The organism is Janthinobacterium sp. LS2A (assembly GCF_036543145.1).
Taxonomy (GTDB): domain Bacteria; phylum Pseudomonadota; class Gammaproteobacteria; order Burkholderiales; family Burkholderiaceae_D; genus Janthinobacterium; species Janthinobacterium aestuarii.
In genome coordinates, this window is the sequence record NZ_JAZHPB010000001.1 from 1,145,934 (window position 1) to 1,164,815 (window position 18,882).

The 18,882-nt window shown below is 64.9% G+C and carries 17 protein-coding genes; 4 read left to right on the top strand and 13 right to left on the bottom strand.

The annotated features are described in order from the left end of the window. The first annotated feature begins 173 nt into the window (after positions 1-173). On the top strand, positions 174-2,477 hold the full coding sequence (locus V3C40_RS05280; RefSeq protein WP_331776766.1) for a TonB-dependent receptor: 2,304 nt from the start codon (positions 174-176) through the stop codon (positions 2,475-2,477). Here the strand turns inward: V3C40_RS05280 and mdcH are convergent. Genes mdcH through mdcA form a run of 9 tightly spaced genes read right to left on the bottom strand, consistent with a single transcriptional unit; the run spans position 2,474 to position 9,748 of the window. Further along, entirely contained in the window at positions 2,474-3,412 is a 939-nt protein-coding gene (gene mdcH, locus V3C40_RS05285) for a malonate decarboxylase subunit epsilon (RefSeq protein ID WP_331776767.1), read from the bottom strand. The genes V3C40_RS05280 and mdcH overlap by 4 nt on opposite strands. Further along, positions 3,409-4,017: a malonate decarboxylase holo-ACP synthase gene (locus tag V3C40_RS05290; RefSeq protein WP_331776768.1), complete on the bottom strand. Its 609-nt coding sequence runs from the start codon at positions 4,015-4,017 to the stop codon at positions 3,409-3,411. The genes mdcH and V3C40_RS05290 overlap by 4 nt, the downstream gene beginning before the upstream one ends. Next, complete coding sequence (gene madM, locus V3C40_RS05295) at positions 4,017-4,781, bottom strand: malonate transporter subunit MadM (protein WP_034751139.1); 765 nt, start codon at positions 4,779-4,781, stop codon at positions 4,017-4,019. Before madM ends, V3C40_RS05290 begins: the two co-directional genes overlap by 1 nt. Next, positions 4,774-5,178, bottom strand: coding sequence for a malonate transporter subunit MadL (gene madL / locus V3C40_RS05300; RefSeq protein ID WP_072453773.1), 405 nt, complete (start codon positions 5,176-5,178; stop codon positions 4,774-4,776). The genes madM and madL overlap by 8 nt, the downstream gene beginning before the upstream one ends. A 54-nt stretch (positions 5,179-5,232) precedes the next feature. Continuing rightward, positions 5,233-6,045, bottom strand: coding sequence for a biotin-independent malonate decarboxylase subunit gamma (gene mdcE / locus V3C40_RS05305; RefSeq protein ID WP_072453774.1), 813 nt, complete (start codon positions 6,043-6,045; stop codon positions 5,233-5,235). Continuing rightward, the gene (locus V3C40_RS05310; RefSeq protein ID WP_070301933.1) at positions 6,042-6,896 is read right to left on the bottom strand and encodes a biotin-independent malonate decarboxylase subunit beta; all 855 of its coding nucleotides are present in this window, start codon (positions 6,894-6,896) and stop codon (positions 6,042-6,044) included. Before V3C40_RS05310 ends, mdcE begins: the two co-directional genes overlap by 4 nt. Continuing rightward, positions 6,893-7,201 carry a malonate decarboxylase subunit delta gene (locus V3C40_RS05315; RefSeq protein ID WP_070301935.1) on the bottom strand — a complete coding sequence of 103 codons (309 nt, stop codon included), beginning with the start codon at positions 7,199-7,201 and terminating at the stop codon, positions 6,893-6,895. Before V3C40_RS05315 ends, V3C40_RS05310 begins: the two co-directional genes overlap by 4 nt. Beyond that, positions 7,188-8,075: a triphosphoribosyl-dephospho-CoA synthase gene (locus V3C40_RS05320; RefSeq protein ID WP_442907220.1), complete on the bottom strand. Its 888-nt coding sequence runs from the start codon at positions 8,073-8,075 to the stop codon at positions 7,188-7,190. Before V3C40_RS05320 ends, V3C40_RS05315 begins: the two co-directional genes overlap by 14 nt. Next, positions 8,075-9,748 (bottom strand): malonate decarboxylase subunit alpha, encoded by a 1,674-nt coding sequence (gene mdcA / locus V3C40_RS05325; protein ID WP_331776769.1) that lies wholly within the window; start codon positions 9,746-9,748, stop codon positions 8,075-8,077. The genes V3C40_RS05320 and mdcA overlap by 1 nt, the downstream gene beginning before the upstream one ends. 119 nt (positions 9,749-9,867) lie before the next feature. On the opposite strand from mdcA, the gene V3C40_RS05330 reads away from it, so the two are divergent. Further along, a complete protein-coding gene (locus V3C40_RS05330) occupies positions 9,868-10,791 on the top strand; it encodes a LysR family transcriptional regulator (RefSeq protein ID WP_070305853.1) in 924 nt (307 codons plus the stop codon). 40 nt (positions 10,792-10,831) lie between these two features. Here the strand turns inward: V3C40_RS05330 and V3C40_RS05335 are convergent, their stop codons facing one another. The 4 genes from V3C40_RS05335 to V3C40_RS05350 all read right to left on the bottom strand — a co-directional run bounded on the left by V3C40_RS05335 (position 10,832) and on the right by V3C40_RS05350 (position 16,160). Then, complete coding sequence (locus V3C40_RS05335) at positions 10,832-11,191, bottom strand: hypothetical protein (RefSeq protein ID WP_034751161.1); 360 nt, start codon at positions 11,189-11,191, stop codon at positions 10,832-10,834. 98 nt (positions 11,192-11,289) lie between these two features. After that, on the bottom strand, positions 11,290-13,131 hold the full coding sequence (locus V3C40_RS05340; protein WP_331776770.1) for a glycoside hydrolase family 15 protein: 1,842 nt from the start codon (positions 13,129-13,131) through the stop codon (positions 11,290-11,292). A 3-nt stretch (positions 13,132-13,134) separates the two neighbouring features. Continuing rightward, the gene (gene otsB, locus V3C40_RS05345; protein ID WP_331776771.1) at positions 13,135-13,896 is read right to left on the bottom strand and encodes a trehalose-phosphatase; all 762 of its coding nucleotides are present in this window, start codon (positions 13,894-13,896) and stop codon (positions 13,135-13,137) included. Further along, positions 13,896-16,160: an alpha,alpha-trehalose-phosphate synthase (UDP-forming) gene (locus V3C40_RS05350; protein WP_331776772.1), complete on the bottom strand. Its 2,265-nt coding sequence runs from the start codon at positions 16,158-16,160 to the stop codon at positions 13,896-13,898. The genes otsB and V3C40_RS05350 overlap by 1 nt, the downstream gene beginning before the upstream one ends. A 260-nt stretch (positions 16,161-16,420) precedes the next feature. Here V3C40_RS05350 and V3C40_RS05355 point away from each other — a divergent pair, with 260 nt between their 5' ends. Together V3C40_RS05355 and V3C40_RS05360 are read left to right on the top strand one after the other, a co-directional pair. Further along, positions 16,421-17,536, top strand: a complete 1,116-nt coding sequence (locus tag V3C40_RS05355) for a mechanosensitive ion channel family protein (RefSeq protein ID WP_072453781.1) — start codon at positions 16,421-16,423, stop codon at positions 17,534-17,536. A 50-nt stretch (positions 17,537-17,586) separates the two neighbouring features. Beyond that, positions 17,587-18,882 (top strand): cation:proton antiporter, encoded by a 1,296-nt coding sequence (locus tag V3C40_RS05360; RefSeq protein ID WP_331776773.1) that lies wholly within the window; start codon positions 17,587-17,589, stop codon positions 18,880-18,882.

Here is an 18,882-nt window from a genome sequence, read left to right on the forward strand (position 1 = left end):
TGTCCGTGCTGCGCCTTCCGCTCGACTAATGCAGTTTACTTGCAATAGCATGACGCGCCAGCTATTATTGCAAGTCAATTGCATTTATCACTTCGCGCTGCGCCTGCGTCCAGCGCCAGCATCCCATACGCCTATTAGAGAGTCCTATGCGCCATCATGTATTCGCAGCCGCCATGCTGTCCACTGCCCCGCTCGCTTACGCGGCGGACGACGTCACCCTGCAAACCATCCAAGTCCGCGCGGACAGGCCTTCCGGCATCGACAGCGTCGTCATCGTCGAGAATACGCAAGCGCAGAACAGGACCCTGGGCGGCATGCTCGAGCATGTATCGGGCGTGCAAAGCAGCGCCTTCGGCCCGAATGCCGGCGCACCCGTGATTCGCAGCCTCAGTGGCAGCCGCGTGCAAATTCTCGAGGATGGCCAGTCCATCCTCGGCATGAATGCGCTCAGCGGGGATATCAACATCCCGTTCGACCCGCTGTTTGCGCGCAGCGTGACCGTGAACAAATCGTCCGACAGCGTACGTTACGGCGGCAATGCGATCGGCGGCAGCGTCGACATCGATTCCGGCCTCGTTTCGAGGAAGATGGAGAGCAAGGAGAAAGACCTTGAATTTGTACTGCGCAAGGGCTTCAACGATGCGGACGCGCAAGGCTTGCGCATGAACTTCAACGATGGAAAGCGCTTCTCGACGAATCTGCAGATGTCATTCCAGAAGATCGGGCATTACGATATTCCCGGCAACAGCAAGGCCGGCGTGTGCAACAGCCAGCTGTTCCCAGTGAAAGGCGGCGTGAATACCTTCCTGGCCGACAGTTGCCAGAAAGAAGCGCGGATCCAGCAAGTCTACAACAAGGCTTCGCAACCGTTTATCGACCAGTTCATGACGGAAAATCCGGATTGGGCGGATGGCGATTTTTCCTTCTATACCAATCAGCCGACATCCGTCTGGCAGCGCAAGACCTACGTCAATCCGGCCAACCCCGCTTACGTGCCCGGCACGCCAAAAACGGTGCAGAACAAGATCAACAAGGACGTGACCCCCGATTACCACGGCACCCTGGGTAACAGCCATGCCAGCAATTCCCACTTTGCCGTCGGCAGCACCTATTTTTTCGATCGCGGCTACGTGGCCGTCAGCCTCGACACCAAGAATAGCGACTATGGCGTGCCGGGCTTTTCCATGGAAAACAAGTCTTTCGGCGCGAATTATGACGAGAGGTTGCCCGTCGGCGTCGTGATCAGCCAGGATAAATATGCGCTGGAAGCCACTCTGCGCGACCCCGTCGCGTATATGGAAAGCGCGCAGCTGCGCGTGTCGCGCCTGAACAATACGTCGGGAGAACGCCTGGGAGCGGCGAAGGCCAACGACTACCGCTTCGACACCAACCAGGCCGAGCTGCTGCTGGCGCACCGGCGCGCGGGTCCCTTGAGCGGCTTGCTTGGCCTGAGCCATCAATCCCGCGACATCACCGGCAGCGGGCCGCAGCTTTACCTTCCCGATGCGAGCACGGCCAGCAGCGCACTGTTCGTCAAGGAAAACCTCGACGCCGACTGGGCCACCTTCGATGCCGGTTTTCGCCATGAAAAAGTCGAGCACGACATCCGCCAGAGCGGATTCAAGACGTCGAGGAATGCGAGCAATTCCAAACTCAAGGACAGGTCGTTCAGCCTGAACAGCTATAGCCTCGGGGCCTCGGCCAAGCTTGGCCAGCTGTTCGGTGCGAAGCTGCGCCATGCCTCGTCGGAAAGAGCGCCCGACGTCAATGAATTGTATGCGAGCAACCGCCACTATTCGATCATGACCCAGGAAGAAGGCAACCAGGATTTGAAGGCCGAGCGCGCGCGGAATACCGAGCTTACCGGATTGTTCAGCAATCGCGGCTTCCAGCTGTCCGCCACCGGCTACGTCATGAAGTATGAAAACTTTCTGTATCTTGGCCACTCGGGACTGCAGACGGCCAATCGCCTGCCATTAAAATATTGGAAGCAGACCGATACGACGGTCAAGGGATTCGAGATCGACGCCTCGCAGCTCATTGAGCTTGGCGGCTACGGCAAGCTGAACCTCTCCGCCTTTGCCGACCTGGTCAAGAACAAGGCGGACAATCCGGACAAGCTGCGCGCGCACAACGACGGCGCCTACCTGCCCAACATGCCCACCAACCGCTATGGCGCGAATCTGCTGTGGGAAAACAAGGGGTGGAAGGCCAAGCTTTCCAGCACCTGGTACGACAAGCAGAAGTACCTGGGCAAGAGTGTCAGCGAGGAAGTGCCGCTCGACGGCTACACCATGGTGAACTTCCAGGTGAGCCGCGCACTGCAAGTGCCGAATTCGCCGTTTGCCGGCATCGACGTGTTCATCAGCGGCACCAACCTCCTCGATGACGATGCCAGGCCACACAATTCTCCACTGAAATACATCGCGCCCTTGCCGGGCCGTGGCTTCCAGATTGGACTGAGCGCCAGGCTCTAAGGCGCGGCGCCATCCCGCTCCCGCCTCACCAGCGCCAGCAGGCTGTCGGCCCGGTTGCCGTCGCAGCAGATGGCCACGCCATCCGTGAAGTCTAGCGCCGTCAGCCGCGTCAGGACGCTGCCGGGCGGCATTTCCAGCGCCAGCCTGGCGCCACGTTCCCACGCCAGGCGCGCGGTAGCGGTCCACTGTACGCGCTGCGCCATGTTGGCGGCCAGGCTGTCGCGGATGCGGGCCGGGTCGAACAGCGCGCGCGCCGCGCTGCTGCTCAGGTAGACGAGCGATGGGCGGCGCACGACCACGCCATCGAAGGCGGCAGCCATGTCGCCGGCGGCAGCCTCCATCAACGGACAATGCGACGGCACGCTGACGGCCAGGCGCTTGGCCTTGCTGGCGCCATGCGCGAGGGCCAGCGCCATCACGGCGTGCAAGGCGAGCTCGCTGCCGGCAATGGCGATCTGGCGCGGCGCGTTCAGGTTGGCGACATATACGGGCGTTGCAGCGCCATGCACCTGCGCCAGCAAGGGTTCCAGCTGCGCCAGGTCCAGGCCGATGATGGCCGCCATGCCGTAGCCGGCCGGATACGCGTGCTCCATCAACTCGCCGCGCCGCGCCACCAGGCGCACGGCATCCGCATAATCGAGCGCGCCGGCGACGACGGCCGCCGCATATTCGCCGATGGAAAAGCCGGCCACCATGTCGGGCAGCGCGCCGCGCGCGGCCAGGGAGCGCGCCATCGCCACGCCCGCGATCAGCAAACACAGTTGCACGGCCCGCGTCGACGCCAGCGCGTCAGCCGTGTCCAGTTCCAACGGATCGTGGCCCAGCACTTCAGCCGCTTCGGCCAGGGCCGCCGCCACGGCCGCATCGCCGGGCAACGCATGCAGCATGCCCGGAGTCTGGGCGCCCTGGCCGGGAAAGGTAAACAAGACGCTCATGCCAGCTCCCATGGCGTGGCCGTCAGCACCGGGCCGTGATCCGTTTTCAGCAAGACCCGGCCCCGCCCCGCCGCCCACTCGGCATACGCAAAGCCGCCACGGCCCGTGTCGATCTGCATGTCCAGCCGGCACGCCGTGACAGTGGCCGCGATGGCGCGCAGGGCGTCGGCCCGGGCGAGGTCCGGCGGCGCGCCGATGCGCAGCACGAGATCGAGGTCGCTGTCGGCGCGCAGCACGGGCAAGCCGCTGGCCAACGCGAAACCGACGCCGCCCGTCGGCCCCCAAGGCCAGCCCGTGGCGTCGAGCAGCGGCGCAACTTGCCGCAGCGCGTCGAGCGCGGCGCAGGAAAAATCCGGCACTGGCGCATGCGCCAGCATTTCCGGTGTGACGCGGCGCACGACGGCGGCGGCGTCCACTTCGCACGCATGCCGCTCGCTGCGCAGCATGCCGCGCATACCCACGGGGATGCGCCCGGGGGCCGTGCTGGCGCGCCGCACCACCAAGGGCGCGGCCTGCAGCCAGACAGAGTCGGCCCAAGCTGGCAAGGATGCGCCGTCCGGCAAGCCGTCCAGCCACAACAGATCATGCGCGCGCCAGGCTTCCATCAGGCCACCACCGCCTTGACGGCAAAGAACAGCAACGATGGACCCAGCAAACAGCCCAGGCCCGTATGAAACGTGGCCACCAGCGCGCCATACGGCACCAGCTTGCGGTCGGTGGCGGCAAGGCCCGCCGATACGCCGCTGACGGTGCCGGCCAGGCCGCCGAAGACCATGGCCGAACGCGGCGTTTTCAGTCGCAGGAAACGCGCCGCGGCGGGTGTGCCCACCATCACCAGGATGGCCTTGATGAGACCCGCCGCGATACTGAGCGCCATGACGTCGGAACTGGCGCCGATGGCCGCGCCCGTGACGGGGCCGACGATGTAGGTGACGGCGCCGGCGCCGATAGTGGTCATGCTGACGGCGTCCGAATAGCCAAACGCGTACGCGATGCCCGCACCGACGAGAAACGGCAGCACCACGCCCAGCATCAGCGCCACGACGCCGATCAGGCCCGCCTTGCGCGCTTCCGTCGCCTGCACTTCGAAGGCCGTGGCGACGATAGCAAAGTCGCGCAGCATGGCGCCGCCCATCAGGCCGATGCCGCCGAACAGCGACAGATCGGCCAGTCCCTTGTGGCCGCCGCTATGCACGCCGCCCCAGTAAGCAAGCCCCAGGCCGATGACGATGGCGATGGCCGAACCGTGCACGCGGCCCAGGGTCAGATACTTCGACAGCGCCACGGACAGCAGCATGATCAGGCCGACAAAAGCGAATGCCGTCACCAGGCCATTGTGGATGGCGGCTTTTTCAAATATCTCAAGCATGACGGTGCTCCTTGATCAGCATCGAGTCGGCTTCGACGGCGGCCGGGCTTTCCATTCGATTAATCAGCGAGATCACTGCGCCACAAACGATGACGGAACCGATGGCGGCCAGCACGGCCACCGGTCCGCCGCGCAAGGCCGCCACCACGTCCTGCTGCGCGGCCATCGCCACCACCACGGGAATATACATGGCGCCCCAGTATTCGACGCCCCGCTCCGTCATCTGCGGCAGCCAGCCGCGCCGCTGCATGTAGAGACGGGCGCAGATCAGCAGCAGCATGGCGATGCCCACGCCACCCACGTTGGTCTTGACGCCCATCAGCTGCCCGAGCAGGTCGCCCAGGAAGATGCCGAGCAAGTGGCATAAGGCCAGCAGTGCGGTTCCGTAAATGATCATGATTTGTCTCCGTTATAGGAATGGAATGACTTGAAGTCTTCTCTGTTGTTTCACCTACCACTGCTGCCCCAGCACCTCCCTGACTTTTGCCGACGCCTGGCGATGCGGCGCGCCCAGGCGGCTGGACAGGTCCGGCAGCGGGTCGGCGCGGATGTCGGCCAGGGCCGCCCGCAGGCAGGCCTCGACGGCGGCCGTGTCCTGCGCCGATGGATCGTCGGGCTGCGCCACCTGCAAGGTTTGCCACAGCAAGCCCAGGGTGGCGTAGTTGCCAATGTCGTAGGCCATCGGCGCGATGCTGGCGGCCAGCGCTTCGAGCGCTTCCACGGTGCGCAGGGTGATGCGCGCCGCCGACGCCTTGCCCATCGCATGCACCATCACTTGCGGGTCGTCGAGCGCGATCAGGCGGTTGGCCTGGTAGCCGTGCGCGAGGAAAGCGCCCGACATGGCCTTGCCGACGATCAGGCCGATCACGGGATGGCCGGCCAGGCGCGCCTCGGCGTATGCGCCTGCCGCGCCGGCCAGCGCCTGGTGGATGCCGTACGCTTCTTCGCGCCGGCCATACGCCTGGCTGGCCACGTCGATGACGGCGACGATGGGCCGTTTCACGGCCAACTCGCGGTCTTCAAGCACCACCTGCCGCACGGCGCGCGCCAGTTGCCACGCCTCGACCAGGCCGACTTCACCGGTGCGTGCACGCACAAAACGGTTGTCCGGGTCGGGCAGCACGGCAATGTAGCGCGCAGGCTCGTCCGCCAGCGGCGCGTCGACCACGCGCACGGAAGGCGGATAATCAGGCAGCGGCGCGGCATGCTGCGTCAGGGCCGCGAGCCAGACGGCGCCCCGGCTCGTATCGGTGATGGCGTTCATGCTGCTGCTCCTTTGCTGTAGATGGTGCGCACGGCTTGCGGCGTGGCTTGCGGGCCGGCGTCCACTTGCGCCAGGCGGGCGAGAAAATCGTCAGCCTGGCTGCTGCGGTGCTGTGCTGGCACGCCGCGCGCGAACAATTCGGCTACCGTGGCGCGCATCTGCGCCGTGTCGTCTTCCACATAGGCGTCGGCCAAGCCGCTGTGGAAGCGCTGTTCGCCGCCCGTCAGGCTCCAGATGAACGGTTTGTTGCGCGAGTCGAATTCGTCCACGCCCGCCTCCTGCTCGATCACGGCCGGACCGTTGAGACCCAGGCGCGCCTCGCGCGTGACGACAAGGTAGCTGCACAAGCCCGCCGCGATCGACATGCCGCCGTAGCAGCCGACGGTGCCGGCCGTAATGCCGATCACGGGCTGGTAGCGGCGCAGGTCGACGATGGCCGCATGGATGTCGGCAATGGCAGCGAGGCCCAGGTTGGCTTCCTGCAGGCGCACGCCGCCCGTTTCGAACAGGATCACGGCGCGCGTCGGGATGCCGTTGCGATTGTCGCGCGCCGCCAGTTCCAGCGCGCCGGCGATTTTCGCGCCGCCCACCTCACCCATGCTACCGCCCTGGTAGGCGCCCTCGATGGCCAGCACCACGGCCGGCTGGCCGCCGAACAGGCCCTTGGCCACCACCACGCCATCGTCCGCCTGGGCCGTCACGCCCTGTTTAGGCAGCCACGGCGAAGCGATGCCGCAGAACGGGTCGAGCAGTTCGCGCATGCTGCCCGCATCCAGCAAGGCCTTGGCCCTGCTGCGCGCGCCCCGTTCGATGAAGCTGTCACGCTCGAGTAATTGCTGCAATGTGCTCATGCCGCCCTCCCCGCTTGCAATTCTTCGTACGCTTGTTCGATGCGCATGCGCACCACGCCCGGCGTGGCGCCGCAATCGTTGATGACGATGCGCGCCGCCGGCAGCGGCTCGCCGCCGAATACGCGCTGCAACAGCGCATCCCACACGGTGCCCTTGCCATCGACGGAGGTGTTGACGACGATGCGGGTCACGCCATCGCTGCCCGGCTGCAGCAGCACTTCCAGGTCGCCCGAGCCGACGACGCCGGCCAGCGCGCGCCCTGCCGCCGGCTGCCCGGCCGGGAATGTATAGTCACGCGTTTCCATGCGCTTCTCCTTGCGTCAATCGGTCGAGGAACAAGGTGGCCGCCAGCAGATCGGCCGCGCCGCCCGGCGACACGCCGCGCGCCAGCGCCACGGCTTCCAGGGCCAGCAGCGCTTCGGTACCGGCGGCCGTGGCCGCGCCGCCGGCCGCCAGTACCCGCGCAGCGCCAGCCTGCACTGCCAGCAAGGCAGGCTCGCCGCCGCGCGACAGCACACAGGTGTCATCGAGCTGGCTGACAATGGCCAGCAAAGCGTTCAGGCGCGCCGTCGTTTCGTTGTCGCCGCGCGCCCGCGAAGCGTGCAAGGCAGGCAATCCGGCACCCGTCACCAGGGGAAAGCCGGCGCGGGCCTGGCCCCGTGCGCCATCGACCTGATACTGGCGGCACGCCAGTTCGCCCTTGTTGCCGGTGGCGCCAGGCGCGCCGCGGTCGTGCAAACGGGCCAGCGCGCCGGCCCGCGCCGCCACGGCTGTTGGTGCCAGCGACGCGCCGCGCGCGCCCTGCTGCGCCGCCGCCGTCACCAAGAGGCCCAGCGCCCAGATGGCGCCCCGGTGCGTGTTCACGCCGCCCGTCGCTGCCAGCATCAGCGCCTCGCCGTCGCGGCCGATGGCGCCGATGCGCTGGCGCAGCAGGTCGTCGTCTTCACTGCGCGCGCCGGCGTCGGCCATGGCGGCAAACACGGGCTCCAGCACGCAGGCCGAATGGCACATCAGGGCCCAGTTCAAGTCCGTATGCGCGCCACGGCTGCGCAAATCGACCAGGCCCGGTTTCGGCGTCAAGGTCACTTCATCGAGCAGCGCCTGCAGCACTTGCCGTCCCAACGTGGCGCAGCGTTCCCGCACCGGTGTCATCGTCATCATTGTGCTCATTGCAATCATTACCAGCTCCTGAATTTGGCGGGGGGTTGATACAGGCCGTCCGACCATTCGACCAGGTCGGCGATGCTTTTCGCGGCCAGCAGCGAGCGGTTCGCCGCGCCGCGCTGCACGCCGATATCCTCGGGCAGCGCGATCAGGCCGTCGGCGCGCAATTTGGCCGTCGTCTTCGGGTCGTGGCGCAGGCCAATCGGCGTCACGCCGGCGACCGCCGCCAGCATGGCCTTGCGCTCGTCGAGCGACCGGGCCTTGTACAGGTAAGCGATGCCCTCTTCCGTCAGCACGTGGGTGACGTCGTCGCCATAGATCATCACGGGCGCCAGCGGCATGCCGCTGGCCTGCCCCACGGCCACGGCATCGAGCGATTCGACGATCGTCGGCTGGCCGCCATCCTGGAACGTTTCGACCATCTGCACCACCAGCTTCTTGCCGCGCGCGAGCGGATCGTCCGTCTCGATCAGGTCCAGCCAGGCCGGCGTCGGATGGCGCCGGCCATGCGGGTCGTGCCCCATGTTCGGCGCGCCGCCAAAGCCGGCCAGCCGGCCATTCGTCACGGTGGACGAGTTACCTACGCCATCCATCTGCAAGGTGGCGCCGATGAAGAGGTCGACCGCGTACTGGCCGGCCAGCTGGCACAGGGCGCGGTTCGAGCGCATGGAGCCGTCGCGGCCCGTAAAGAACACGTCGGGCCGCGCGGCCGCATAGCCTTCCATGCCCAGTTCCGCGCCGAAGCAGTGCACGCTCTCGACCCAGCCCGTCTCGATGGCAGGGATCAAGGTCGGATGGGGATTGAGCACCCAGTTGCGGCAGATCTTGCCCTTCAAGCCCAATTGCTCACCATACGTGGGCAAAATCAGCTCGATGGCGGCCGTATTGAAACCGATGCCGTGATTGAGCGACTGCACCTGGTGTTTTTCATACACGCCGCGGATCGCCATCATGGCCATCAGCACGTGCACGGGCTTGATCACGCGCGGGTCGCGGGTAAACAGCGGCTCGATGAAGAACGGTTTATCGGACTGCACGACGAAATCGATCCACGAGCCGGGCACGTCGACCCTGGGTAAATCGCTGACGTCGTCGACGATCTGATTGACTTGGGCGATGACGATGCCGTCGCGGAAGGCGGCCGACTCCACCAGAGTCGGCGTGTCTTCGGTGCTGGGGCCCGTGTACAGATTGCCCTGGCGGTCAGCCATGTAGCCGGCCACCATGACGACGTTCGGCGTGAGGTCGACGAACAGGCGCGCATACAGTTCGATATACGTGTGGATGGCGCCAACTTCCAGCAAGCCATCCTGCAGAAACTGGGCGATGCGCAGGCTTTGCGTGCCGGCAAACGAAAAATCGAGCTTGCGGGCGATGCCCCGCTCGAACAGGTCGAGGTGTTCGGGCAGGCTGACGCTGGGCATGATCAGGTGCAGATGGTGGATCTTGTCGGGATTGACCTGGGTCAGCATGCGGGCGAGGAAATCGGCCTGCTTCTGGTTGTTGCCTTCCAGGACGACGCGGTCGCCCGGCGCGAGCAGCGCTTCGAGCACGGCGACCATGTCGCCCTGTTGTAGCACGGGGCCGCTCGCGTAGTGGCGCACGGCATCGAGGCGGCGGCGCTTCTCGGTGCGCCGCGTGTCCCATTGTTTTTGCCGCTGCGCTGGCGCTGCTGTGGCGGTTGACATCTTGCCTCCGAATTAAGCTATCGAACCCTGACGATAGAGCGAAAACAGAGGCGCGACAATCAACCTGCTACCATGTTCATTACCCTGAAGTTAATGAACTCACGATAATCACGGTGATCATGGCCATCAACGAAGAAATCACGCTGAAAAAGCTCGAGGTTTTTCTCAGCTTTATGGAATTGAACAACCTGGCGCGGGTGGCCGACGCGCTGGGCCAGAGCACGGTCAGCGTGCACCGCGCCCTGCACTCGCTGGAAGACGGCTTGCGCTGTCCCCTGTTCAAGCGCGAGGGCCGCAGCCTGATACCGCTGCATGCGGCCTACACCTTTGCCGAATCGGCGCGGCGCGCGCTGGCCGAGTGCGAGGAAGGCGTGCGCAAGGTGCGCGAAATGTCGGGCATCAACCCCGTGCGCCTGAAGATCGGTTCGCTGTATTCATTGACCCTGCACTGCATCCCGCAACTGGTGATCGCCCTGAAGCTGCGCCGGCCCGGCCTCGACATCGACCTGACCCTGGGCTCGAACCGCGAACTGCTGCAAAGCCTGGCCGATGGACGCCTGGACGCCATCATCGTCGGCGTGCAGGAGGAAGAACAGCATGCCGGGCTGGTGGCCGTGCCCCTGTTCCAGGACGACGTCTACCTGGCCGCACCGCTAGCCTCGCCCTATGCGGGCGCCGCCTCGGTGGACTTGCAGCTGCTGCGCCATGAGAAATTCGTCACCCTGAACGAAGGTTTCGTCACCTCGCAAAGCTTCAACCACGCGTTCGACCTGGCGGGATTCGTGCCCGACACGGCCATGCGCGTGGGCGACATCTTCTCGCTGATCAACCTCGTCAGCGGCGGCATCGGCTACAGCCTGCTGCCGGGCCGCGTGCGCGCCTTCAGCTCGCGCATCGAACTGCTGCCGCTGGACGCGCGCTACGGCTCGCACCAGCAAATCACCCTGCTGATGCTGAGCAGCCGCGAGCGCGACCCGAATTTGCTGGCGCTGGCGGCGGAGTGCAGGTTGTATGGGCGTGGCGAGCGCGCAACTGGCAGCTGAAATGGCGTCGCAGATGCGCCGCGAACATGCCTGTATCAGCTCAAGTTGGAAACTCTCCGCGCATATAGGTTTTCCAGAGATTGTCGATAAAGTCGATCTCGACTTTATCGTGGCATGCCTGTGCAATCAGGCCCATATCGTCCGACACATAGCCAGCAAGGTCGGAATTCTCAGTGATTTGATACACTTTCTTGAATGCGACCTCCCTGATCCCCTTCACCAGGGCGCCTTCAGGTGGACAAGATGAGGTCACTTTTTCGTAGCTGGCACACCATGCGCCATCAAACTCAACAGATTCCCTGGCGCACAATACAGCATCCCAATCAGTATCTTTCTGGAAAATAGTCTCAAGAAAAATGCTGTCATTTATTGTCGCTAAAATGTCGTTTGCGGTCGTCATCTCGGTATTTCGTATTGATCAGTGTGGATGCCATTCGGCATTTCGTATTCCTGCGCACCAAGGCTGGTGATGACCTGGCGCGTAATGACATGGCACAATTAAATAGCGCTATCCCAAGGCGCCGACAACCTGACGGCGCAGTTGATCAGGCCCACCATCGAATACGTCTGCGGGAAATTCCCCCACATCTCCCCCGTCACCGGGTGCGTATCTTCCGACAGCAGGCCCAGGTGGTTGCGCGCCATCAACATCGTTTCGAAGATTTTGCGCGCTTCGTCTTTCCTGCCGATGCGCGCCAGGGCGTCGATGCGCCAGAAGGTGCAGATGTTGAAGGCCGTTTCCGGTTTGCCGAAGTCGTCGGGCGCTTCGTAGCGGCGCATGTAGGGGCCGTCGCACAGCGATGCTTCCAGCGCGTCGACGGTGGCGATGAAACGGGGGTCCATGGGGTCGATGAAGTTGACTTCCGCCATCAGTAGAACGGAGGCGTCGAGGTCGCGCCCGCCCAGGCTTTCCGCGAAGGCCTGGCGCTCCTCGCTCCACGCTTCGCGCAGCAACCTCTCGCGTATCAGCACGGCGCGGCTGTTCCAGTGCTCGGCCCGGTCCGGCAAGCCCAGTTTATGGGCGACCTTGGCCAAGCGGTCGCAGGCGGCCCAGCTCATCAGCATGGACGAGGTGTGGACCCTGGCCCGCGTGCGCAACTCCCACATGCCCGCGTCCGGTTCCGCGTGCAATTTGAAGGCCTGGTCACCCACGGCTTCCAGCGCGGCAAACTCGGCCCTGCCCGCCCGGTGGAACAAGCGGTGGTCGAGGAAAGCCTGTGCAGCACCGAGCACGATATTGCCATAGACGTCGTGCTGAAAGTGTTCCTGCGCCTGGTTGCCGACGCGCACGGGACCATTGCCCCGGTAGCCGGGCAAGTGGTCGAGCATGGACTCGGGCAACTGCTCTTCCAGGCCGATGCCGTACAGGGGCTGGATGTGGCCGCCTTTCGAGCGGGCGACGATATTCGTCAGCCAGCGCAAATACTCTTCCATCGTGCCCACTTCGGACAAACTATTGAGTGCGCGCACGACGAAGAAAGCGTCACGCAGCCAGCAATAGCGGTAATCCCAGTTGCGGCTGCTGCCCGGCGCTTCCGGGATGCTCGTCGTCATGGCGGCGATGATGGCGCCCGTGTCTTCATATAAAGACAGTTTTAATGTGATGGCCGCGCGGATGACCACGTCCTGCCATTCCAGCGGCACGGCCAGGCGGCGCGTGTAGGTGCGCCAATAGTTGATGGTTTCCTTTTCGAAGATGCGCGCCGTCTCGTCGATGCCGCCGGCCAGGGTTTCATCGGGGCCCAGCAGGAAGTTGGCGGTGCCGCCCAGCACGAAATACGTTTCACTCAGCACATAGTTGAGCGAAACATCGGTGTTCAGACGCAAGGTCTGTTCCGGCCCCACATAGCGGATGTGGTGGCTGCCCTGCGTGACCTGCGGCGCCAGCTTGCCCCAGTCGTAGCGGGGCCGCAGGCGCACGCGGATGCGCACGGCGTGATCGAGCGGACGCACGCGGCGGATCAGCATCAGCGGGCGGAACATGCGATCGCGGCTGAGGAATCGGGGCGCGAAGTCCGTGATTTCCACGCCGCGCCCATCCGTGTCGTACAGCCGCGTGCGCAGTACGGCCGTGTTCGGCTCGTAGAATTGCTCGCTGCGGGCAAAGTTTTCAATGTCGATGGCCCACACGCTGCCGTTTTCCGTGGCGTCCAGCAAGCCGTTGAAGACGGGGTCGCCATCGAAACGGGGCAGGCAGGACCAGACGACCTGCCCCGCCTGGTCGATCAGGGCGCTGAAGGCGCAATTGCCCACCACGCCGCAATTGAGGGACGCTTGCGCCGGCGGCGCGGCGGCAGCGGACGCGTGGGCGCCGCTGGGGGTGTCATAGGATGTCGTCATCGGCTACTCCTTGAACGGGGATACGGACGCGGCCAGCAACAAGGTGCGCAAAACGTCCGGGCTGGCCAGGCGCAGGCTGGCGGCGCTGGGGCCGCTGCCCACTTTCACGCCCTGCCCCCCAATTTGTTGAACATAGGCAAAGCCTGCCTCGTCGGTGGTATCGTCGCCCGCGAACACGGGCCGGCGTCCCTTGAACGGCGCCTCGGCCATGAAGGCGGCGATGGCGCCGCCCTTGTCCGTGGTGGCCGGCTTGGCTTCCAGAACCATTTTGCCATGCAACAGCAAAAGACCGGGGCACGCTTGCACGGCCGCCGTCATTTCCTGCAGGCACAGCTGTTCCAGTTCCGGCGCCAGCCGGTAATGCAGGGCCACGGCGCCGCGCTTGTGTTCCACCAGCAAGCCGGGGTACACCGCCGCCAGTGCGCGGGCATGCGCCAGCACGGACGACACGTCGGGCGTGGCCGCCACATGCCGTGTGCCGTCGGCGCCGCGCCGCTCCACGCCATGCACGCCGGCCACGGGCAGGATCAGCGGCGCCAGCATGGCATCGATCTGCGCCACGGGGCGGCCGGAAACGAGGGCCAGCGCGCCGCCATGCCAGCGCGCCAGCAGCATCAGCGCGTCGACCACGCCCGCTTCCAGGCGCACGCCGTCGGGCGTGGGCGCCAGGTCGACCAGGGTGCCGTCGAAGTCGAAGAAGACGGCGCTGCCGGGCGCACTCAGCAGTTGCAGCAAGGCTGCGCTATCGTCAGGGATCTCCGCCATCAGATCCCCTTGCGCCGCTTGATGCGGCTGTGGGCATCGATCTTGGTCATGACCTTGTCGCGCTGGCGCAGACGGGCCGCATCGAGCAGCATGCGCCCGGCCCACCGGTAGACATTGAAATGTTTCACACGGGCCCGCATGCTCTTCATGCGCTCGCGCTGTTCCACGGGCGGCATCACGAGCGCGCGGTACAGGGCTTCGGCGCCCTGCTCGATATGGTAGGGGTTGATGATCAGCGCTTCGTGCAGCTCGCGCGCCGCGCCCGTAAATTGAGACAGCACCAGCACGCCCAGCTCATCTTCGCGCGCGGCGATGAATTCCTTGGCCACCAGATTCATGCCGTCATGCAAGCTTGTCACCATGCACACTTCGGAGGCGCGGAAATAGCGCTGCAAATCGTCCTGGCCATGGTGTTCGGCTTTCAGCAGGATGGGCACATAGTCGCCGCTGCCGAAGCGGCGGTTGATGCGTTCGACCATCTTGCGCACCCGGGCGTCGAAACTCTGGTATTCATCGAGTGACGCGCGGCTCGGGGCGGCGATTTGCACGAAAGTAAAATGACCGACCATGCCAGGCTGCTGTTCCAGCATGCGTTCGACGGCCTGGAATCGCTCGACGATGCCTTTCGTGTAGTCGAGGCGGTCCACGCCGATGCCCAGCAAGTGGTCGGGCGCCACGCCCAGTTCGCTGCGAATCTGTGCGCGGCACGTGGCCACGTCGGGCTGGTCCGGGTTGTCTTCCGGCCAGGCGATGGAAATCGGATAATCCTCGACCTGCGTCATCTCGCCGCCATAGGAAATGGTCGACGCTTCCGGTTCGATACGGGTTTCCAGGTAGCGGTCCACCGTTTCGAGGAAATTCTTGCGGTGGAATGGCGTGTGGAAGCCGAGAATCGTGCTGCCCAGCAAGCCGTCGAGGATTTCTTCGCGCCATGGACAAATGCCGAACGACTCCGAGTTCGGCCAAGGGATGTGCCAGAAAGTGATAATCGTCGCCTTCGGCAAGGCTTCGCGCACCATGCGCGGCAGCAAGGCAAAGTGGTAATCCTGCACCAGTACGACGGGGTTGTCCGCCTTCGCCTCGGCGATCACGGCGTCGGCAAAGCGGCGGTTGACCTTCACATACTGCTCCCAGTCGGACGAGCGGAACACGGGGCGCACATGGGCGATATGGCACAGCGGCCACATGCCCTCATTGGCGAAGCCATAATAATAGCCCTGCTCTTCCTCTTGCGTCAGCCACACGCGGCGCAAGGTATAGCTGGGATTATCGGGTGGCACGGGCACGTGGTCGAGCTTGTCGACCGTCTCGCGGTCGGCGGAACCGGCGCCATGCGCGATCCACGTGCCGGAGCAGGCGCGCATCACGGCTTCCACGGCCGTCACCAGGCCGCTGGCGGGACGCTGCACCGCAACACCGGTTTCCGTTTTGGTGTGGATATACGGTTCGCGGTTCGACACCACGAGCACCTGGTCGCCCGACAGGTCCGCTTCCAGCAAGGCGCGCAGCTTGTCCGGCGTCCAGTCGGACGACCAGCCGTTATCGCCCTGGCGTTCCAGATGGTATTCCTGCAGCAATTCGCGCAAGTCGCCGATCAGCGGCTGCATTTCCGGCGGCGGCGCGGGCGCGGCGGCCGGTGCGGCGGCGGCAACGGCGGGATTATTCTTCGACAGCAATTCGCCGCGCAAAATGTCCTTGACGGCCGCCAGCCAGCCGCGCCAGCTCAGGTGGGCCACGAACACGGTCATCAGGGAAATCAGCACGGCCAGCACGGCCAGGAAGGCAAATATAAAACGTTTGGTATCGGTATTGCGGCGCTCGACAAAGCTCATGTCCTGCACCAGCACCAACCGGCCCAGCTGGGACGCATCCTGCATCACGGGCGTTTCGCTGATATGGACTTGCCCTTGCGGCAATTGCGCCAGGGATTTGTACAGGCCGCCCGTGGAAGGCGTGCTCCAGCAGCCGATGGAAGCGGGGTATTGCGCGGACTGGTACAGCAAATGGCCCGCATTGTCGCAAAAGCCGATGGCGATCAGGCGCTCGTCGCGCGTGGCGCCCTGGAACAGTTCGCTGATGCGCGTGGCGTCCTGCGCGGGCAGGTATTCGGTGAGCGAAGGCCGGAGGGTTCCGGCGAGTAATTCTGCCCGGCTGTCGAGGTCGCGCACATACCAGCGCAGGGTGATGTTGTCGAGCAGGGGTACCACGATATAGGCAAACAGTCCCAGCACCAGGGCCAGTGGCAGGATGAAGCGCAAGGACATTCGGAGTGATCGTACTATCATCGTTTTCCTTTGCAAAAACAAAAAGCATGGCAAGTATGACTATGTTTCCACTGCGGCGACGCCCGTTTGCTTTCCGTATTGAAACGTCAACGTGACATGGCGCAGCGCAGCAATTTCTGCAAGTATCCCCGTTGACGCAAGTCTTATCCGTACGGCAACGCACGCCCCCGTTACGCCATCTGCCCGTAAAATACCCGCTTCCGACATCCATTTCATTTAAGAACAAGGAGTTTTCGCCTATGGATCTCAGCACGTTCCACTCGCTGATGGGAGGCCCGCTGCGCTCGGCGCTGACCGTGCTCGTTTCCGCCCTGCTCGTCACCCTGGTTGCCATCGGCGTGCACCGGGCCGGCATCGGCCTGCTGAAAAGACTGGCCAATGGCCACCCGCTTGCCAGCAACGTCGCGCGCGTGGCCTTCCGCGCCAGCCAGCTGTGCCTGATCGTCTTCGGCTTGCGCATGGTGCTGGCCAGCGCACCCGACGACACGCCGGGCCTGGTCGCCATGTCGCACCTGGCCAGCGTGGCGCTGATCATCGCGCTGACCTGGCTGGCCATGCAATGCATCGAATCGCTCAGCATCACGATTTCCCAGATCAATCCCGTCGACGCGGCCGACAACCTGCGCGCGCGCCGCCGGATCACCCAGGCCCGCGTGCTCACGCGCAGCGCGCACGCCATCGTGGTCCTCCTGGGCCTGTCCTTCGTGCTGTTGACCTTGCCCGGCGCGCGGCAGATCGGCGCCAGCCTGCTGGCGTCGGCCGGCGTGGCGGGCCTGGTGGCCGGTATCGCCGCCCGGCCCGTGCTCGGCAATTTCATCGCAGGCCTGCAAATTGCATTCTCTCAACCCATCCGCATCGACGACGTGCTGATCGTCAACGGAGAATGGGGCACGGTCGAGGAAATCAAGGGCACGTATGTGGTCGTGCGCGTATGGGACGAGCGCCGTTTGATCGTGCCGCTGCAGTGGTTCATTGAAAATCCGTTCGAGAACTGGACGCATACCTCCTCGGAGATCCTGGGAACAGTGTTTCTGTGGCTCGATTTCAGCATCCCGATCGAGCCGCTGCGCGCGGAACTGACGCGCATCTGCGAAGGCGCCAAGCAATGGGATGGCCGGGTCTGCACCGTGCAGGCGACGGATTCGAACGAGCGGGCCGTGCGTGTGCGTTTCCTCATCAGCGCTGTAGATTCAGGCACGGCGTTCGAATTGCGCTGCATGGTACGCGAGCAGATGCTGGCCTTCATCACCACCCACTATCCGCACGGCCTGCCCCGCTTGCGCTCCACGCACGACCCCATCGAGCTGCATGGCATGCAGGCGCAGAACGACAGCGTGTCGCTGCACAAAGCATAAAAAACCGTGCGGCGCGCTGCCCTTGCCCGCGCGCCGCTACAATGGTTTGCATGAGCACCACCGCCTGGTTCATCCTGATCGGTTGCCTGATGCTGGCGCGTGGCCTGGGCGCCGATGGCATCGCGCGCCTGCCATTGACCTCGGCCATGGCTTACCTGGGCGTGGGCCTGCTGCTGGGGCCCATGTTCCTCGGCCTGTTCTCGTTCGATCTGGTGCAGCAAGCGCCACTGCTGGAAACCCTGACGGAAATCGCCGTCCTCATCTCCCTGTTTTCCGCCGGCGTCAAGATGCCCGTGCCTTTCAGCCTGGCGCGCTGGCTGCCGTCGCTGCGCCTGGCGTGGCTGTCGATGGCCATCTCCGTGGCCCTGGTGGCGGCCTTTGCGTGCTTGGTGCTGGGCCTGCCCCTGGGCGCGGGCATACTGCTGGGCGCCATCCTCGCACCCACCGACCCCGTGCTGGCCACCGACGTGCAGCTGCGCCATGCGGGCGACCGCGAGCAATTGCGCTTCATGCTGACCAGCGAAGCTGGCATGAACGATGGCAGCGGCTTTCCCTTCGTCATGCTGGGCCTGGGCTTGCTGGGTCTGCATGAGCTGGGGCCGCACGGCGCCACCTGGCTGTGGCGCGATCTGGTCTGGGCCAGCGCGGGCGCCATCGCCCTGGGCGCGGCCGGCGGCGCGCTGCTGGCCTGGCTGGGCTGGCAGGTGCGCGCCAAGGAGCCGAAACACGCCATGCTGGACGACCTGGCGGCCCTGGGCTTGATCGCCCTCGTGTATGGCGTGTCCACATGGCTGCACGCGTGGGGCTTTTTGGCCGTGTTCTTTGCCGGCGTGGCCTTGCGCCAGACGGAACTGCGGCTGGCCGGCGCGCCGAAAGACCGGCACGGCTTGCTGCAAGCCGAGGAAACCCATGCCGTGTCCGCCGCCAAGCCGCACGACAGCGACGTGACGCTGACCGTCAGCGGCGAATCCCTCGTCTTCAAGGAACATCTGGAACGCCTGTCCGAACTGACCCTGGTGCTGCTGCTGGGCGGCGCCGTCACGGCCGCCGCCTGGAGCTGGCAGGCGTGGAGCGTGGCGCTGTTCCTGCTGCTGGTGGCGCGCCCGGCCAGCGTGATGCTCGGTCTGCTGGCCTCGGGCACCAGCGTGCGCCTGCGCGGGCTGGCCGCCTGGTTCGGCGTGCGCGGCATCGGCTCGCTGTACTACCTCAGCTATGCCATCGCGCATGGCCTGGCGGACGGCTTGGCGCGCGAACTGGCCGACATCACCCTGGTCGTCGTCATCCTCTCCATCGTCGCGCACGGCCTGACGGTCAAACCGCTGCTGGAACGCTACTGGCGCAAATAG

Bases quoted from the DNA above. Each gene is read 5' to 3' on its own strand.
- V3C40_RS05280 (WP_331776766.1), top strand. From the start codon at position 174: ATGCTGTCCACTGCCCCGCTCGCTTACGCGGCGGACGACGTCACCCTG.
- mdcH (WP_331776767.1), bottom strand. From the start codon at position 3,412: ATGAGCGTCTTGTTTACCTTTCCCGGCCAGGGCGCCCAGACTCCGGGC.
- V3C40_RS05290 (WP_331776768.1), bottom strand. From the start codon at position 4,017: ATGGAAGCCTGGCGCGCGCATGATCTGTTGTGGCTGGACGGCTTGCCG.
- madM (WP_034751139.1), bottom strand. From the start codon at position 4,781: ATGCTTGAGATATTTGAAAAAGCCGCCATCCACAATGGCCTGGTGACG.
- madL (WP_072453773.1), bottom strand. From the start codon at position 5,178: ATGATCATTTACGGAACCGCACTGCTGGCCTTATGCCACTTGCTCGGC.
- mdcE (WP_072453774.1), bottom strand. From the start codon at position 6,045: ATGAACGCCATCACCGATACGAGCCGGGGCGCCGTCTGGCTCGCGGCC.
- V3C40_RS05310 (WP_070301933.1), bottom strand. From the start codon at position 6,896: ATGAGCACATTGCAGCAATTACTCGAGCGTGACAGCTTCATCGAACGG.
- V3C40_RS05315 (WP_070301935.1), bottom strand. From the start codon at position 7,201: ATGGAAACGCGTGACTATACATTCCCGGCCGGGCAGCCGGCGGCAGGG.
- V3C40_RS05320 (WP_442907220.1), bottom strand. From the start codon at position 8,075: ATGATTGCAATGAGCACAATGATGACGATGACACCGGTGCGGGAACGC.
- mdcA (WP_331776769.1), bottom strand. From the start codon at position 9,748: ATGTCAACCGCCACAGCAGCGCCAGCGCAGCGGCAAAAACAATGGGAC.
- V3C40_RS05330 (WP_070305853.1), top strand. From the start codon at position 9,868: ATGGCCATCAACGAAGAAATCACGCTGAAAAAGCTCGAGGTTTTTCTC.
- V3C40_RS05335 (WP_034751161.1), bottom strand. From the start codon at position 11,191: ATGACGACCGCAAACGACATTTTAGCGACAATAAATGACAGCATTTTT.
- V3C40_RS05340 (WP_331776770.1), bottom strand. From the start codon at position 13,131: ATGACGACATCCTATGACACCCCCAGCGGCGCCCACGCGTCCGCTGCC.
- otsB (WP_331776771.1), bottom strand. From the start codon at position 13,896: ATGGCGGAGATCCCTGACGATAGCGCAGCCTTGCTGCAACTGCTGAGT.
- V3C40_RS05350 (WP_331776772.1), bottom strand. From the start codon at position 16,160: ATGTCCTTGCGCTTCATCCTGCCACTGGCCCTGGTGCTGGGACTGTTT.
- V3C40_RS05355 (WP_072453781.1), top strand. From the start codon at position 16,421: ATGGATCTCAGCACGTTCCACTCGCTGATGGGAGGCCCGCTGCGCTCG.
- V3C40_RS05360 (WP_331776773.1), top strand. From the start codon at position 17,587: ATGAGCACCACCGCCTGGTTCATCCTGATCGGTTGCCTGATGCTGGCG.